This is a genomic window from Helicobacter canis (genome assembly GCF_900451095.1).
Taxonomy (GTDB): Bacteria; Campylobacterota; Campylobacteria; order Campylobacterales; family Helicobacteraceae; genus Helicobacter_B; species Helicobacter_B zhangjianzhongii.
On sequence record NZ_UGHV01000001.1, the window covers coordinates 1,371,315 to 1,388,661 of the forward strand.

Below are 17,347 nucleotides of genomic sequence, written 5' to 3' on the forward strand. Positions count from 1 at the left end.
ATGAAAAAGACATTCTCTACATTTATCACAGGACTTGTTGTTTGTATGCTCTTTAGCATATCGGCTTACGCTAAAGAGATAAAGCAGCTTAATCTAGCTGTTATCCCAGTGGCAGGATCTAGCTCAATGGAAGCTATGTGGCGACCAGTGGCAAAGCATTTGGAGCGGGATTTGGGGATTAAGGTTAATCTCAAGTTTGTGGGCGATTATGCCGCAGTGATTACAGGTATGCAGTATAAGCATATAGATATTGCCTACTTTGGACCAGAATCCTATGTGCAAGCAGCCGCTAGGGCAAAGGCACAAGCATTAGTAACCGAGCTAAATGATAAGGGAGTGCCGGGCTATCACGGCATTATTATTACCAAAAAGAGCAGCAATCTCACAACGCTGCAAAGCTTAAAGGGCAAAACTTGGGCTTTCACTGACCCAAACTCTACTTCAGGGACACTTGTGCCAAGCGTGTATCTCAAAAAGCAAGGCATTGATCCGCAGAAATATTTCTCAAAAGTGATTTACTCTGGCGGACACGAAGCGTCTATTTTAAGCGTGAAAGCTGGCAGACTTGATGCAGCAGCGACAAATGACCTAGACTTCCAAAAAGGCTTAGGCAAGGGCTGGAAGGAAGATGACTTTAATGTGATATGGACTTCAGATCTCATTGTCGGTGCAGCCATTGCCGCTCACGGAGATTTACCGCAGGATTTAAAGCAAAAGATTCAGCAATCACTTTTAGCCCTAAATGACAAAAAAGAGCTATTAAAAGCAGCGAAGCTTGGTGGCTTTGTAGCGGCTAAGGATAGTGATTATGACGCGGTGCGAGAGCTTGTAAAAGCAAAAGGCAAAAAATGAGTGAAACTCTAAAAGATTCTAAAACACTAGAATCCAAAAAGCTTGATATACACGAGCTTAAAAGAAAGTCTTCACCCTTTAAAGCACAAAATATCATTCTATCCTTGCTTGTGCTGTATATCATCGCGCAAAGCTGGATAGATACGCAGATGAGCTTTAGTGCGTTGCTGCAAGGCTGGGAGGGAATGATAGGCTATTTATCAGGTAGTGAAGAAATTGCCAATAGCTCATATTTTAAGCCTAGTTTAGATTCTAGTGAGATAGCGACCTATCTTTTTGCAATGCTAGAGACTTTAGAGATGGCAGTGATTGCGCTGCTTATTTCTGTCATTTTAGCTGTGCCGCTCTCGTGGTTTTGCTCCCGCAATATTTTAGACATTATGTTCCCACAGCAGGGCGTATTTTTTACTTTGCTAAAAAGGGGGCTATATTTTAGTGCCACGCTTTTTGCCAATATCTGCCGCTCTATCAATGAAATCATTTGGGCGTTGATTTTTGTATCGGCAGTGGGATTAGGACCTATGGCTGGGATTCTAGCCCTTGCGATTCACACCACAGGCACATTAGCAAAGCTTTTAAGTGAAGGGAATGAAAATATTGATAGCGGACCGATAAAGGCATTAGAGAGTATGGGGATAGGCTTTTTTAAGGTGCTAGTGTATGGTATCTTGCCTCAAGTAATGCCCCATTATGTTTCTATGATACTTTATCGCTTTGAAAGTGATGTCCGCTCTGCTTCTATACTTGGCTTTGTGGGGGCTGGGGGCATTGGCTTTTATCTCTTTGACAAGATAAGGGGCTTTGAGAATGGCAGTGTCTGCACGATTTTAATCATCATCGTAGGCGTTGTGTTTATCGTGGATAAGCTTAGTGCGATAATCCGCAAAAAATATATGTAAAGGATATGTATGCAAAGAGAGCAGTTAAACTTCATTTTACAAAGTGCCTTGCAAGATGAGCTAGAGAATCTAGTTGGCAAAATTCAAGAGCATTTTACACTTGAGATTTTACAAAATCCCACGCAGCAAACACTAATGCTGCCGGTCAAAGACCCCATTAGCGGCGGGGAGTTTTATGCAGGGGAAGTGCTAGTAACGACAAGCCTTGTAGCCCTGCTTGATAAAAGTGATCCTAGTAAAAAGGCACAAGGCTTTGCTATGGTACTTGATGATAATCCTAGCTATTCTTTATCTATTGCTATTATTGATGCCTATTATGGACTAAGCTTAGAATTAAGCCTACAAGATTCTATCACACAAGAGATCCAAGCCCTTGCTCTAAACACACAAGAGAAACAAAAACAAGCACAAATGCGTAAAAACCACGAAGTTGATAAAACGCGTGTCAATTTTGAGCTTATGTAGTTTGAATAAGTGAAATTTAAATAAGTGAAAGGAAGCAAATGCAAAAAGATTTAGATTATCTTAATCGCCATAATTTTAGGGTCCTGTGCAACGCCCTAGCAATGCCAGGTAGCACGCACGCGTTGCAAAAGGCTTTTGACTCTTATATCCTTGCTTGTGCGAGTGTGCTTTTATACGCAGAAGTAAGCTATATAAACCTAACAAAAGAAGACTTTTGGGTGCTGCACTCTTTGTGTAATGCTAAAAATGAAAACACACACAATGCAGATTATATCTTCACAGATAGCCTAGATTCTAAGCTACTAGAAAATGTGAAAAAGGGCAGCTTTAAAGATCCAGAATTTAGTGCGAGCGTGATTTACTGCTATGATTCTAATGCCCCACTTTACCCCTACAAACTGCAAGGTGCGGGAGTAAATGGGAGTATAGAGCAGAGTTACCCACTCTCAAATGAATTGGTAAAAGACTTTCTCACACATAATACACATTTTCCTATGGGCTTTGAGATTTACTTTCTACACACACAAACAGGTGAGATTACAGCCCTATCTCGCACGACAATTTTGGAGGCTTTGTAATGGGATTTGTAGCGATAAAAGGCGGTGAAAACGCCATTAAAAATGCTCTAAAACTTTTTGACAAAGATTTTATAGATGAGACAATAGAGCTAGAGCAGATTCTAAAATCTATGCGTTTGGGCGTGGATAGAGTGATGGGCGAAGGTAGTTTATATAGCAAGAAGTTAGCGGCAAAAGCATTAGTGAAATCTAGTGGCGATACGCTGAATGCTGCCTTTTTCTTACGCGCTCATAGAAGCTCGTGTCAAAGGATAGGCAATGCGAAGTGTATTGATACTAATGATATGCGACTTGTGCGGAGAATCTCATCAGCCTTTAAAGACATAGAAGGTGGGCAGATTCTAGGACCAAGCAATGACTATCAAATAAAACTCTTACAGGAGATAAAGCTACATTTATGCGAAGATGAAGATATGCAAACAAGCGGAGAAGATAAAAAAATGCGATCCGCCCTTGAGCCTTTGAGGGAGCTAGGCTTTATCAAATCGCAGCCTAGAGATGCGAAAACTGATGATATTACACGCGTTTTTCCTAATCCACCTTACTCACGCAGTGCGATGATGCAGGCAATGGCAAGGGGCGAGAGTGGCTCAATGCTAGGCTTTGCTTATACTTCTATGCGAGGCTATGGCGATATACACCCAACCATTGGAGATTTGCGTCTAGGCAGTGTGGAGGTGAAATTTACTCACCCCTTAACGCAAAAAGAAGTCATCGTAGGCGAGATAGAAGTGAGTGCAGTAGAATGCGTAGGCGAAGTGGAAAAGCAGTTTGATGGCAGTGTGAAGCTAAACACAGGCTTTGGCTTTTGCTTTGGATTTAATGAAACAAAGGCAATTTGTATGGGGATTTTAGATTTAAATCTCTATGCGGTGAAACACAGAGAGAATGCCACGCATTTTGCCTCAAGCTGTGAGATGATTTTGCACCATATTGATGGCGTGGATTCTATGGGCTTTAGCAATCACTACAAACTGCCGCATTATGTAACATTCCAAGCGATTTTACAGGTATTTGAAAACGCTAAAAGATTTAGAGAATCTAAAGAGCAAAACACAGCACAAGCTTAAAACTAAAGCACAAAAGGACACACTATGCAATATGCGTTTTTAGATGAAGAAGCAAAAAAGGAAATCCGCAGAAGTATTTTAAAGGCTATTGCCATTCCGGGCTATTTAGTCTCTTTTGCCTCAAGGGAAATGCCTATGGCAAAGGGCTGGGGGACAGGTGGGCTGCAGCTTACACTCTCTTTAATCAACGAAAGCGACACGCTAAAAGTTATCGACCAAGGCAGTGATGAGAGCGTGAATGCTATCAATCTCAAAAACTTCATCTGTGCGACCACTGATATAAGCACGACTACTGATACCAAAAAGGCTACACTCATACAAACCCGTCATAGAATCCCAGAAGAAAGCCTAGAAGAAGGGCAGATTCTCATCTTTCAAGTGCCTACACCTGATGTGCTAGAAATCGTAGAATCCGATACTGCTAAAGCAAAGCAAATGCACGCACACGCCGATTATGCAAAGCTATGGGTGCTACTCTATGAAGATACCGCTGTGCTTGGTGATAGCAGGATCTCAAACCGCTATCCTGTGATTGTGAATAATCGCTATGCGATGGACCCTAGCCCTATCCCACGCTATGACACGCCAAAGCTCCATAATGCCAAGGCATTGCAGCTTTTTGGCGCAGGGAGAGAGAAAAAGATCTATGCGATCCCGCCTTATACACAAGTAGAGCCGCTGAAGTTTGAAGATAGAGAATTTAGAGTGGAGAGTTTTGGTGGGAATGTGTGTGGGAGATGTGGCAGGGGAGATGTATTCCTTGATGTGATTTTAGACGCACAAGGCAAGAAGCAGTATTTTTGCAGTGATACTTCCTATTGTGATAAGACTTTAGAGCAAAAGGGGGCATTATGAAAAATGTCGCAAGTGTGGAAAATGTCGTAAATATCAAAAATCTTAGCAAGATTTTTAGCGGGGCTAAGGGAGAGTGCGGACATTGCCTAGATTTAAGTGGAGCAAATTTTCATTCATCAATTTGCTCTATGTGTGGCAGTGTCGTGGGGGTAAATAATGTCAATCTTAGTCTTAAAAATGGTGAAGTGCTAGGCATTGTAGGCGAGAGTGGCAGTGGCAAAAGCACACTTTTGCAGCTACTCTATCAAGATGTCAAGGCAAGTAGTGGCGAGATATTTTTACAAGATTTTTACAATGGCAGTAAAAATATCTTAGAATCCAACTTAAGCGAACTCTCTTTATTGCGAAATAAGATTTTATCTATGATTTATCAAAACCCGCGACTAGGGCTGAACTACTACTTTAGTGCCGGGGGCAATATCGCTGAAAAAATCATTATGAGTGGTTGTAAAAATTATGAGGATATACGAAGTGGGGCATTATCTTTCCTAGAGCAGACTGAAATCCCCAAAGAACGCATTGATGACTACCCAGATGCCTTTAGCGGCGGACAGCAGCAGCGAATCCAAATCGCCAAAGCCCTAGCTGCACACCCAAAGATTCTATTGCTTGATGAGCCAACAACGGGGCTTGATCTATCCGTGCAGGCTAAAATCCTTGATTTAATCAAAGCCCTGCAAAAGCACATCGGCTTTGCGATGATTGTGGTAAGCCACGATTTAGGCGTGATTAAACATTTGACAGATTTATGTATTGTGATGAAAAATGGGCAGATTGTAGAGCAGGGCTTAAGCGATCAAATCTTGCAAGACCCGCAGCACGCCTATACACAGCTTTTAGTCTCAAGCATTTTGTAAGGGAGTAAAGATGGTTTTAGAAGTAAAGAATCTAAGCAAACATTTCATCGCCCACACACGCGGTGGCATTGAAGTAAGCGGCTTTCATAATGTCAGCTTCACGCTACAAAAGGGGCAGTTTTTATCTATCGCAGGTAAGAGTGGGAGTGGAAAATCATCTATCTTAAAGGTGCTATATCGCTCATATTTGCCAAGTAGTGGGAGCATAAATCTCTATGATAATGGCACATTTATCGCCTCTATCACAGATTCTAGCGATAGTGAGATTCTATCTTTAAGAGAATCTCACATCGGCTATGTATCGCAGTTTTTGCAAGTGCTGCCTAGGGTTTCTGCGGTAAATATCGTGGCAAATCCGCTTATTTTACAAGGTGAGAGTGAGACAAAGGCAAAAGATAGAGCAAAAGAAATGCTGAGTTTTTTTGGGATTAAAGAGTCGCTGTTTGATTTATCTCCACTTACTTTTAGCGGTGGAGAGCAGCAAAGGGTCAATATCGCAAAGGGCATTATCGCCCCTAAAAAGCTGCTTTTACTTGATGAGCCTACCGCTTCACTTGATAAGGACAATCGCCAAAAAGTTTTAGAGAAACTTCGCATATTAAAGCAAGAGGGCATTAGTATGATAGGTATTTTCCACGATAAAGAGAGTATGGAAGCTATAAGCGACACAATTTATACTATGGGAGTAGCACAATGATTTTGCAGAGTAAAAGAGTTTTAATAAATGGTGAGTTTATCCCCGCAAGTTTGCATATAGAAAATGGCATTATCGCAAATATCACAGAATATGGCAGTGATAGCAAGGCTCTTGATATGGGCGATTTGCTAGTTACACCTGGCATTGTGGATTTGCATTCTGATGCGTTAGAAAAAGAGATCGAGCCGCGTCCAAACGCGCATTTTCCACTAGAATTTGCTTGTAGAAATTTAGATAGAAAACTCGCAATGGCAGGGATTACAACAATGTATCACGCCATAGGCTTTGAAGAGAATCCAAACAAGCATAGAAACGCAAAATTAGCAAGAGAGCAGATTGAAACTCTTAGCTCTATGCAGGCAAACAATCTCTTTTTAGTAGATAATTGTATCCACGCACGATTTGAGATTAGCTCCCTAGAATCTTTAGAAGAGCTTTACTACTGCCTTGATAATAATCTCGTGCATATTTTATCTATTATGGATCACACGCCGGGGCAAGGGCAGTTTAAAAGCATAGAATCTCTAGCAAACTACTATCGCAAACACCACGGCTGGAGTGAGCAAAGTGTGCAAGAGCTACTTGATAAAAGGGGGCAGGCAAAAGATTGGGAAGCATTAAAAAAGCTACTACAAAGAGCAAAGGCAAAAAACATCGCCCTGTTAAGCCACGATGATGACTGCAAACAAAAGCTTGATACCTTGCTTAGTCTAGGCATTCATATCTCAGAATTTCCTTTAAGCCTAGAAGTCGCACAATATGCGTTAAGTAAGGGCAGTATCACAGGTATGGGTGCACCAAATGTCGTGCGTGGCGGCAGCCAAAGCGGCAATGTGAGTGCGCAAGATTTGATTAAAGAGGGGGCTTGTAGCTATCTTTGCTCAGATTATCACCCCAACTCTATGCTTTTAGCAGTCTTTGAGATTGCGAAAAATAATCCACATATCCCATTAACACAAGCCTTTGCTATGGTTACTACAACACCAGCAAGAAGCGTGGGGCTACACGATAGAGGCGAGCTAAAAGAGGGCTTTAAAGCAGATATTTTAGTCATTGATGATAGCTATATCCCTGAAGTGTGCGTATGTATCAAAAATGGCAGAAGTGTGTATAGCAGCCTAGCACAATTAAGCAAGATAGCCTAAATGCACTGCATTCTTATTGTGGGGGCAAGTGGAGCGGGTAAAGATAGCTTACTAAAGGCTGCAAAAGCGTATTTCACGCAATGTAGTGAAAAGAAGCCAAAGGTGCATTTTATCCCCCGCTATATTGATAGAATCCCAGACCAAAACGAAGCAAATTTCTACATTGACACACAGAGCTTTGAGATTTTACAAGACTTTTTCATCAGCAAATGGAGGGCAAATAGCCATAATTACGGCATTGCCAAGCATTGCTTACACAAAGATGGCATTAACATCATCTCTATCTCTCGCTCCGCTATAAAGGACTTTGAAGCCTATTGCGACAATGTCAGCGTGATAGAAGTCTTTGTGCCGCTGCATATTTTGCAACACCGCTTAGAGCAAAGAGGGCGAGAAGACAAAGCCCAAATTGCAAAAAGACTAGAAAATGCAGGCAAAAAGACTTATGCGAAGAATCTTTATCGCTTTGAAAATGTAAAGCCGATAGAAGAGAGTGCGGAAGAGTTTATTTGTCTTGTTGAACGCATTGTGGATTCTGGCGTGGGGGATTCGGCTTACGGGCTAGAATCCCGCAGCGGCTTTACAGAACAAGCTGAAAATAAAACCACTGCAAGTGAAAAAACCGCCGACATTGAAAACCCCACCGCAATTCCTAGAATCCTTGAAGAAGAAATTCAAGCCGAGTGTGAAAAATCCACCGCAAATAAAAAAGTGGATTCTAGTGATGAAGCTTTTTTATCGTCATTGCGAGCCGACTTGTCGGCGTGGCAATCCATACAAAAATCTACCACCGCCCTAGAATCCACTTTTGATAAATCGCAAAATGAACGGGCTGAAATCGTGTTTGATAAAAACGCAGAATTACAAAAAGTGGATTCTAGGATTTTTCACAACACCGCCATTTTTGCTGCCACAGAATCTATGGATTGCCACGCGGTGCAAGCGGTGCTGCCAATGACAGAAAAGCCAACGCCAAATATAAATAACCCCTCTAAGATTTTACACTTCCTAGGCTCCAGCGACAGCGGCGGTATACCTGTCCATAACTGCAACTGCGGCGCGTGTGAAGAGTATAGAAAACAAGGCAGGCAAAATCTCTCCACAAGCGCGTTTTTGCAAACAGAATCTAGCGAGTATATTTTGCTTGATTGTGGGATTGAAGCCACTGCCACGCTTTTTGATGGTGCAAAAATCCGTGCTATTTTTCTCACGCATTTTCACGCTGACCACGCCTTGGGGCTATTGCGTTTGCGCTATAGTAAGCAGCATATCGCGTGCTACCACCCAGATGATAGGCAGGGCTTTGGGGATTTATTTAAGCATACAAAATCTATCACCTACCAAGTCCTACGCCCATTTACACCCATAGCAATTGATAGCTACACTTTCACGCCTATCCCACTTCTGCACTCAAAGCCCACTTTTGGCTACTTTATCCAAACTCCAAGCGAGAATATCGCCTATCTTACTGATTGTGCGGGGCTGCCGCAAGAGAGTTTAGAGTTTTTACAGCAAAAGAGCATTGATATTTGCTACATTGATGCAGGGGCGTTTGTGGATAGCAATGGCAAAAAAGATAGCAGCAACCACCTAAGCCACTATGAAGCCGCTGAAATTATCAAAGCCCTAGCCCCCAAACAAGCGCGACTTATCCACATCTCTCATACAATCTTAGAATCTTTGCGGGATATACCTTTGCCATTTCCGTATGTGTTGTAGATGAAGCATAGCCCTAGAATCCACTTTTTCGAATAACGCCCTTTTCTGGTCATTGCGAGCTTTGGCGCAAGACAAAGCGTGGCAATCCAAAACAAGCGCAGCGCAGTTTCTTTAGAAAACAAGCGCAGCGGTGCAAGGCGAAGCCGAAGCAGGTTTCTTTAGAAAACAAGCGATTTTGAATAAATCAAACAAGAGTGAAGCACGCGTTAAGTAAGAGAGTAGAGTAAGACTAGCCCACCCCCTTAACGACCAAAGGTTTCAATAAGGTGAGCTATGGATTATCCTAGTAGCACTTGACAACCTTAGAAAACGAGTTGATGAATACCGCAGGTAGTCATAACTCAATCCTTTAGGAGCGAAGCGGGATTTACTCCCGCGTGAGCGGTCTTAAGTGAGCTTTTAAGCGAACGACTATGAAAATAATAATATCATAGCGACTAAGATTTTGCAAACAATCTTACTCATCGTAACCTTCTTTATTCAAAGTAGGTTACGCCAAGAGAGGTCGCACTCTCTTAGGCAACCTCTAATCGCAATTCTATCACATTTTAAAATCCTACATTTAGAATCCAAACTTAGCTTTGTCTTATGCCTTATCCCTAAGTTTTTGACTTGGATAATAAAACTTCTGCTAGAATCCGCTTCAGTTTCGCCATAAGGAGTTTGTATGATTCTAAATGCCATTATCCAAAAAGATGAGAATGGTTATTTTGCTTTTGTGCCTGAGCTTAGTGGCTGTGTAACTCAAGCGGATAGCTATGAAGAAGCCATTAGCAATATCAAAGAAGCGGCAGCATTGTATATGGAGAGTTTGCAGCTAGATGAGATTAGACATATACAGGCTAAAGATACAGCCATTATTCCCATAGAACTAGCCAATGCCTGAGCTACCAAAACTTACAGCAAAAGAGGCTGAAAAACTTTTGCTTCAAGAAGGCTTTATTATCGCAAGACAAAAGGGTAGCCACAGAATCTACATAAAAAATTCCCACAGGATAGTCCTACCCCACCACACAGGTAAAACTTTACATCCAAAAATCATTAAAGAGCTTTTTGCCATTATAGAATCTGCTAGAGAGTAGATAGTCTGCTAGATTTTCTTTCTTTGATAGCAAGTATTGTTAGAGATATTTTAGATCTCCATTTATCAAAGCCATAATAAACGCAAAAAAGCTTAATTTGTAAAGAGAATGTAAAGAATATGTATAATCTAGGATAAATCTCAAATCCCCGCTCCCAAATGATTCCACAAAATCTCACATTTTTACAAAAAAAAAAAAAACGCCAAAAAAATAAGCAAAAAATAAGCAAAATTTATAAACAATGCCAGCTTCCTACTATTACATTTCACTTACACAAGGAGAACTTATGAAAACTTCAAATAATAACGCCCATACTCGTGCGGGGGGGGGGGGGGGTATATAATCTCTCTTTAAATGCTGTAAATCCTACAGATTCTCAAAAGCTAGTTAAGTCTAAGGCTACACGATTAAGTTTAATATGCTTTCTTGCTCTTAGCTCCGCAGTGGCTAGTGCGAATGACATACCAAAGAATAACGCTCAAGACCTTATAATACAGGGCAACGATGGGGACAGATATAGTGGCAAAACATTTGCAGATAATGGGACTGGTGCAAGAGAGAATGAAGGCAGTTTTTCAAATATTAGGAGTGGTGTCGTGCTAAGTCGCTATGGAAACAAAAACGATCAACAAATACACAATTACAAATACGCAATGTTTGCTTACGCTTATACAAGACGACCCGTGCAGATGAAGCCCCTTTTTTACGCAAAGAGCACAATAGACTATTTTGAGTTAGATGTAAGTAAGAGGGGCAGTCAGGATACGCCTATGTGGATTTTGTCATTTTTTGTCGATTCTAGTTGCAAGCAATGTCGCCGAAACGAAAATCTCACCATAAAAGAGCTTGCGCTAAAAGGCGATACAAAGCTAGAGATCAAGCTAGCTGGGGGTAAGAACACCATCGACACCCTAAATCACCAAGCCAAACTATTACACCTAAAAGTCAATAATGAAAATAGCGATAAGCTCAATATCACCACGCTTAATCAAACGGGTGCAAATAGCGACACGCAAATTTTCAACAAGATAAAGGTAGAAGACTTTAATCTTAGCGGTGGCAAAGCACATCAGCTTGCAGGTGAGATTACCAACCTAAATATCACTAATGGGACATTCCATCAAGGTAAGCATAATGGCGGCTCTAGTGGCTATAGTGATGCTCAAATCACAGGTGGCACTATTGCAAAGGTGGATTTAAGCGGCAATGGTGTGTTTGAGCAAATTAAAGGCAGTGTAACTACACTCAATCAAAGTGGTGGTGGTGCTATCCAGCAAGGTGGCACAATTACCAATCTCAATCTCTCCGGCGGCACATTCACCCACAATGGCGGCACACTTAGCAATGTAGTGCTAAAAGCTGGTGGCAGTGGCTCTACATTTGTCAATGGCACAGATTCTGCCTTTGATAACATCACTCAAGAGGGTGGCAATCACACTATCATCGGTAAGGTTGCTAAATTTACTCTAGCGAGTGGTTCCTTTACCAACAACGGCTCTATCACCACACTCACTACCAACACCACCACAAAACAAGCTAGAAGTGGCACAAACTTCTACGCTGCCCAAGCCGCTGCTACCAACCACATCACTAACAACGGCACCATTGATAAACTAGAGCTCACCAAAGACGCTGATAGCGTAACCAATAATGCTGTGTATAACACAGGCGGTGGCTTAGCAAGTGGTATCATCAAAGAGCTAAGCGTAACAAAAGGCAGTGCCACCATCAACACCCTAAATGGTGTAGGACAAGGGACAGCAGGTAATGTAGAGCCTCATACACTCTCTAATATCAACATCACTAAAGACGCTAAACTCACCGTTGATACCCTAAGCGTAGGACTCAAAGGCAACCAAGCTATAGAGAGAGTAACGATAAATAACGATACAAGCACTCAAGGAACCAACAAAGAATTTGCCGTCAATAAAATCCAAGTAACCTACCTTGATGGCAACTTTGACCCTGCAAAAAGCATTAGCAAGAATCTTACAGACTATGTAACATCTGGTAGCCATAGCTATGTAGATGGAGCTAGCAAGCCCACCTTTGAATCAAGCCCAGAGCTCCAAGGTATAGGGGTGAAGTTTAATCCCGATGGCACCCCTATCTTTGAGGTAGAAGCTTCTGTGGCTGCAAGTATGACAAGCGTAGTCGTGCGCCAATCTATGCGACGAAAAATGCTTATAGACACCTATCTCGCAGAACAAAACAGAAGAAGCTTGAAAAACAAAGAGCGCAGAACCAAGCAGCGCATAGAAGCAGCCACCCTAGGAGATGCAAGAGCCCAGTATCAAAAAGACCTAGCCAAATACAAGCTAGACTTAGCCAAATGGGATAAACTCGCTAGCACCAAAGAAAACAAAGCTTTGATCGCTAAATACGAGCAAGAAGACAAAGCCTACCAAAAAGCCCTAGAGCAATACAACAAAGACAAAAAAGCCTATGAAGATAATCGCAAAAACCTAGAAACCATCGCTAAAGCCAAAAAGCTAAAAGCCCCCATAGAGCCAAAAGCCCCTGTGCGCCCAAATCTAAAGCCAAGCGATAAGCACTACAAAAAGGCTATGGCAGATTTCACCAAAGCACAAAAAGCATATGAAAAAGCTATGAGCAACTATGAGCAAGAGCTTAGAATCTATAATGAGGAAAATAGCAAGCTAGAGACCATAGCTAGAGCAAACAACCTTAAAGCCCCCATAGCTCCTAAAGCTCCTATAAGACCAAATCTAAAGCCAAATCATAAAGACTATAAGCGAGTAATGGCAGCCTATGAGTCAAACCAAAGAGCCTACCAAACAGCCCTAAAACGCTATGAGCTAGAGAAAAAGAGCTATGAAGAAAAGAGAAAAAACCTAGAAGTGCTTGCTAAAACTAATAAGTTTAATGCCAATCTCAAAGCTCCCATAGAGCCAAAAGCCCCTGTGCGCCCAAATCTCAAGCCAAATCATAAAGACTATAGAAAGGCTATGAGCAAATACGAGCAAGAGCGCAAAGACTATCTAAAAGACTTCAAACAATACGAGCAAGATAAAAAAAGCTATGAGAGAGAGTATCAAAAGCTTATAGCCCTAGCTGATGCCCAAAGCAATAAGCTAAAAGCTCCTATACAGCCAAAAGCTCCTACTAAGCCTAAAATCCTAGCTAGCAAACCAGAAATGCCACAAGAGCCAAAGCTTGGAGAGATAAGTGCAGAGCTACTAGCTAAGCATAAAGTCCAAGGGGATTTCTTTATCCGTGCCTATGGTGGGACAGGCTCACATAAAGCAACCAATGGCGCACAAACAAGCTCTTGGAGTGTGGGCACACTCTTTGGCTCGACTTGGGATCTAGCTCTTGGACAAACAAGTGGGAATATCGGCTTCTATGGTGGGTATGAGTATATCTACAATGGCTATAAGCAAGCCCATATCGATGCCCAAGGACACACAGGCTTCCTAGGGCTTAGATTCTCCCATATCTTTGCTAAGACGAAGCTAGCAGGATTCTACTACCTAGCTGACATCAATGGCGGCTATAGCGATATATCTGTAGGACAAGATATGAATGGTATGCGATTTAGTGCTAATGTAGGGAATATCAACTTTGGCTCATCTTTTAGACTAGGCTCATCTGTGTATATGTATGGGGCTAAGTCTATCCTCTTCCCTTCAGTTGGTGTAGGTGTAGAGGGTGGCTATCTAGGAGAGTTTGAGATGAGGACAAACCGCTCTGGTGAGCTACGCTATGGAGGACTAAGCCAAGGCTATGCTGTTACTTATGCCCAAGCAAATCTCAACTACTACCAAGAGTATGGCAAAAGGCTCTCTACTACACTAGGTGGTGGCTTTAGGTATCTAATGAATACAGATATAAACATTATGCCAACACTTAATGGCAAGGCTTATACCATTGATGAAAAGACAGGTAGAGCAGCAGCAGTGCATGTAGCTCCATTTTTCTACCAAGGCACCTTTGTGATAAATTACCACACAGACAAGCTAGGGAACTTCTCTGCTGGCTATGTGGCAGTAGGGGGATTGCTGGGGATTACGCATAACGCCTCTATGCGCTGGCATTATTTCTTTTAACCCATAGCGATTCAGCTTTGGGTATCCATAGTGGCGATTTTAAGGATTTTAGGGGAACCGCAGACCTCTAGTCTAGCTCCACCCTAAAATCCTTAAAAAGCCCCACTAGCAACACCGCAATTCTTAGAATCGTTTTACTCTCAAACTAACTTCAATCCTAGAATCCATTTTTTACACCTTTGGCATTTAACCCTAGAATCCACTTTTTGTAATCCTACCGCCGCGACTCTCTTAGTTTTTCAAGCTTTTTAATTTCCAGCTTTTTTATCGTCATTGCGAGCGGTGCTTGCACCGCGCGGCAAAGCGTAGCTTCTTTAGTAATCCATAAGAAAAAATAAACAAAATCCTAGAATCCTTTGCTAGCTTTTTTACAATTCTTACTTACTCCTAGAATCCACTTTTTTAATTTTTCCCCTTACATTTTTAACATTTCCCTAGAATCCACTTTTGTGTTTTTGGCATTTAACCCTAGAATCCACTTTTTGAAAAGTGGATTCTGGTAAAGGTTATTTTGCTAGCGCAAAATTATGGATCGCCACGCAATCACTACCGCGCTTGCTCGCGATGACAATAAAAGCTTGCTTGCTAGAATCCACTTTTTACACCTTACGCCTATTTTCTGTCATTGCGAGACACTGCGCTAGCAGTGGCGCGGCAATCCATTAAAAACAAAACCAAAATCCTAGAATCCTTTGCTAGCTTTTTTAGAATTTAGACTTTTTTATCATTTAAACTTTTTTCTAACCTTCCCCAAAAATCGCAAAGCTCCCACAGCCCCACCGCAAAGCGTAGCTTCTTTAGAGTTCTTAGAATCGTGTTGCTCTCAAACTAACTTTACTCCTAGAATCCACTTTTTACACTAAACGCTTTTTCTGTCATTGCGGTGCTTGCACCGCGCGGCAATCCATAAAAAACAAAACCAAAATCCTAGAATCCACTTTTTTAATTTTTCCCCTTACATTTTTAACATTTCCCTAGAATCCTCGTTTTGAAAAGTGGATTGCCACGATTTGCCACGCAAATCTCGCAATGACAGAATTTGGGCTTCACTCCTAGAATCCACTTTTTACACTAAACGCTTTTTCTGTCATTGCGAGCGGACTTGTCCGCGCGGCAATCCACAGATTCTGCGCTAGCAGAATCCATCTTTTCAATCGCGCCGCAAGGCGCAACCGATTCTCGCCCGCTTCGTGGTGCGCGAGCGCGGAAGTCCGGCGGGCAGTAGTGTCCCGCCTCCGCGCGAGTGCTAGAAGCGGAAGTGCGAGGCTCTCCCCTTGATTGCAAAAAGATAAAGCGGTCGCCTTTTTCTTTTTGGGTTAAGGGGAGCGGGGTGGGGATAAACCTTTTTCTTTTTGCGGATAAAACAGAGTAAGCTTTTTGCGTTAAGGGAGACTGAATCGTAGAGAGAGCTTTCACACTAGAATCCACTTTTGAAAACAATGCCAACGATACACAAAAAGTGGATTCTAGTAATGACTTTCTGCTAGCGCAAAATTATGGATCGCCACGCAATCGCTACCGCGCTTGCTCGCGATGACAGAGGGGCAGCGTAGCGCAAGGCTCGCGATGACAGAGATATTTCGCCTAAAGGCTCAATATGGCAAGAGAAGGGCGTTATACGCAAAAGTGGATTCTAAGATAGGGCTAGAAGCAAATAGATTTTAAGGCGTGTAATTGTGCGGATATGGATCTAGGGCTTAGGCTTTAGTAAATCTTTGAGCCGCAGCTCTTCTTGGCGGGCGGCGATATATTGTCTGTGGGCGATTTTTTGCGCTAAGGTGGCTTGGTGGATCGCGCTTTTATCGCTAGATTCTTTTGCTTGTGCTAGGGCGATATTAGCACTAGTGAGCTGGGATTTGGTATAGGTGATATACTCTGCAACTTCTGCTAGGACCTCTGTATCATCGCAATGCTCTAGCAAGCGAGCTAGATCATCGCGTGCTTCTTGTAGCTTGGCTGGATCTTTGCTGGCTTTTTGCTCATAGGCATTAAGCCCATCTTGGGCTTGCTGGATTTTATACTCACAAATCGCGCCTGCATAGAGTGATTGGAGCAATGAGCAAAGCCCAAAAAGCAGCCCACAAGTGCGCTTCATCATAGCCCTTTAGACTCTAGCCATAGCAATATATCTGCTATAACCTGCTCTTTTATCGGCTCATTTAGCACCTCGTGCCTAGCACCCCCATAGAGCAAAATATCCACATCGTCAAAGCCTTGGGATTTTAGGTGTGTGCGCGCCTTTTTCACCCCTATGCCAAAATGCCCGCTTGCATCATCGCTCCCGCTGATAAACAAAATAGGCAAATGCGGATTTTTGGGATTAGGATAGCTGCCATAGACTTCTTGCATACCCATAAAGAGGTGTAAAAAGCTTTCTATATCAAAGTGGAATTGGCATTTAGGATCATCTCTATATGCCTGCCTTACTTCTTCACTAGAGCAGAGCCAGCCTAAGCCATCGCTAGAATCCTTTTTAAACCGCTTATTAAATCCGCCAAAAAGAGCCTTGGTGAAGAATTTTTGCCCAAAGGTTTTTGCCCCAAAAAATCGCAAAAGTTTCGCGAGAGCTATGCCGTATTTGAGATCCTCATCAAATGCTGGTGAGCCACTAAGGATAAGTCCGCTTAGCTCTTCACTATAGAGCGAGACATATCGCCTAGAGAGTAGCGACCCCATAGAGTGCCCTAGCAGCACAATGCGCGCATTTGCATACCGCTCTTTAAGCAAGCAAGAGAGCTTGTAGAGATCATAGCTCGCGCGGCAGAATCCATCTTCACCCATTGAGCCAAGTGTAATGCCATTGTCGCTATTTAGGCTCTCTCCGTGCCCTCTATGGTCGCTTACTGCTACGATATAGCCCTTTTGCGCAAGTGTGCTAGCTACCCACTCATAGCGGTCTTTATGCTCGATCATTCCGTGGGCGATTTGGATAATTATAGGGCTAGAATCCACTTTTGCAGGCTCATAGAGATCATACGCCACTTGCCCAAAATCTGAGGCAAAGCGGAGGTTTTTGTGTGTTGTGATTGTTGATTGCATAGCTGCTCCTTAAGTGTTG

General features: G+C 42.5%; 17 protein-coding genes. 14 read left to right on the plus strand and 3 right to left on the minus strand.

Going from position 1 to position 17,347, the window contains the following annotated elements; translation table 11 throughout:
• The 14 genes from phnD to DX060_RS11360 all read left to right on the plus strand — a co-directional run bounded on the left by phnD (window position 1) and on the right by DX060_RS11360 (window position 14,792).
• Window positions 1–852 carry a phosphonate ABC transporter substrate-binding protein gene (gene phnD, locus DX060_RS06400; protein ID WP_115011677.1) on the plus strand — a complete coding sequence of 284 codons (852 nt, stop codon included), beginning with the start codon at window positions 1–3 and terminating at the stop codon, window positions 850–852.
• Window positions 849–1,751 carry a phosphonate ABC transporter, permease protein PhnE gene (gene phnE / locus DX060_RS06405; protein ID WP_115011678.1) on the plus strand — a complete coding sequence of 301 codons (903 nt, stop codon included), beginning with the start codon at window positions 849–851 and terminating at the stop codon, window positions 1,749–1,751. Before phnD ends, phnE begins: the two co-directional genes overlap by 4 nt.
• 9 nt (window positions 1,752–1,760) lie before the next feature.
• Complete coding sequence (locus tag DX060_RS06410) at window positions 1,761–2,216, plus strand: phosphonate C-P lyase system protein PhnG (RefSeq protein ID WP_115011679.1); 456 nt, start codon at window positions 1,761–1,763, stop codon at window positions 2,214–2,216.
• A gap of 38 nt (window positions 2,217–2,254) precedes the next feature.
• Window positions 2,255–2,794, plus strand: a complete 540-nt coding sequence (locus DX060_RS06415) for a phosphonate C-P lyase system protein PhnH (RefSeq protein ID WP_115011680.1) — start codon at window positions 2,255–2,257, stop codon at window positions 2,792–2,794.
• Window positions 2,794–3,864: a carbon-phosphorus lyase complex subunit PhnI gene (locus tag DX060_RS06420; RefSeq protein WP_115011681.1), complete on the plus strand. Its 1,071-nt coding sequence runs from the start codon at window positions 2,794–2,796 to the stop codon at window positions 3,862–3,864. Before DX060_RS06415 ends, DX060_RS06420 begins: the two co-directional genes overlap by 1 nt.
• A 24-nt stretch (window positions 3,865–3,888) precedes the next feature.
• A complete protein-coding gene (locus DX060_RS06425) occupies window positions 3,889–4,719 on the plus strand; it encodes an alpha-D-ribose 1-methylphosphonate 5-phosphate C-P-lyase PhnJ (protein ID WP_115011682.1) in 831 nt (276 codons plus the stop codon).
• The gene (locus DX060_RS06430) at window positions 4,716–5,576 is read left to right on the plus strand and encodes an ATP-binding cassette domain-containing protein (RefSeq protein WP_115011683.1); all 861 of its coding nucleotides are present in this window, start codon (window positions 4,716–4,718) and stop codon (window positions 5,574–5,576) included. Before DX060_RS06425 ends, DX060_RS06430 begins: the two co-directional genes overlap by 4 nt.
• A 10-nt stretch (window positions 5,577–5,586) precedes the next feature.
• A complete protein-coding gene (phnL, locus tag DX060_RS06435) occupies window positions 5,587–6,273 on the plus strand; it encodes a phosphonate C-P lyase system protein PhnL (RefSeq protein ID WP_115011684.1) in 687 nt (228 codons plus the stop codon).
• Window positions 6,270–7,418: an alpha-D-ribose 1-methylphosphonate 5-triphosphate diphosphatase gene (locus DX060_RS06440; RefSeq protein ID WP_115011685.1), complete on the plus strand. Its 1,149-nt coding sequence runs from the start codon at window positions 6,270–6,272 to the stop codon at window positions 7,416–7,418. The genes phnL and DX060_RS06440 overlap by 4 nt, the downstream gene beginning before the upstream one ends.
• A complete protein-coding gene (locus DX060_RS06445) occupies window positions 7,419–9,137 on the plus strand; it encodes an MBL fold metallo-hydrolase (RefSeq protein ID WP_115011686.1) in 1,719 nt (572 codons plus the stop codon).
• A gap of 667 nt (window positions 9,138–9,804) precedes the next feature.
• Complete coding sequence (locus tag DX060_RS06450) at window positions 9,805–10,023, plus strand: type II toxin-antitoxin system HicB family antitoxin (protein WP_115011687.1); 219 nt, start codon at window positions 9,805–9,807, stop codon at window positions 10,021–10,023.
• Window positions 10,016–10,219: a type II toxin-antitoxin system HicA family toxin gene (locus DX060_RS06455; RefSeq protein WP_104743081.1), complete on the plus strand. Its 204-nt coding sequence runs from the start codon at window positions 10,016–10,018 to the stop codon at window positions 10,217–10,219. The genes DX060_RS06450 and DX060_RS06455 overlap by 8 nt, the downstream gene beginning before the upstream one ends.
• Before the next feature lie 770 nt (window positions 10,220–10,989).
• Window positions 10,990–14,289 (plus strand): autotransporter outer membrane beta-barrel domain-containing protein, encoded by a 3,300-nt coding sequence (locus tag DX060_RS06465; RefSeq protein ID WP_147278787.1) that lies wholly within the window; start codon window positions 10,990–10,992, stop codon window positions 14,287–14,289.
• A gap of 356 nt (window positions 14,290–14,645) precedes the next feature.
• Window positions 14,646–14,792 (plus strand): hypothetical protein, encoded by a 147-nt coding sequence (locus DX060_RS11360; protein ID WP_181814169.1) that lies wholly within the window; start codon window positions 14,646–14,648, stop codon window positions 14,790–14,792.
• 568 nt (window positions 14,793–15,360) lie between these two features.
• Here the strand turns inward: DX060_RS11360 and DX060_RS06470 are convergent.
• The 3 genes from DX060_RS06470 to DX060_RS06480 all read right to left on the minus strand — a co-directional run bounded on the left by DX060_RS06470 (window position 15,361) and on the right by DX060_RS06480 (window position 17,328).
• Complete coding sequence (locus tag DX060_RS06470) at window positions 15,361–15,735, minus strand: hypothetical protein (protein WP_115011690.1); 375 nt, start codon at window positions 15,733–15,735, stop codon at window positions 15,361–15,363.
• 244 nt (window positions 15,736–15,979) lie between these two features.
• Window positions 15,980–16,384 carry a hypothetical protein gene (locus DX060_RS06475; RefSeq protein WP_115011691.1) on the minus strand — a complete coding sequence of 135 codons (405 nt, stop codon included), beginning with the start codon at window positions 16,382–16,384 and terminating at the stop codon, window positions 15,980–15,982.
• Complete coding sequence (locus tag DX060_RS06480) at window positions 16,384–17,328, minus strand: alpha/beta fold hydrolase (protein ID WP_115011692.1); 945 nt, start codon at window positions 17,326–17,328, stop codon at window positions 16,384–16,386. The genes DX060_RS06475 and DX060_RS06480 overlap by 1 nt, the downstream gene beginning before the upstream one ends.
• Window positions 17,329–17,347 lie beyond the last annotated feature (19 nt).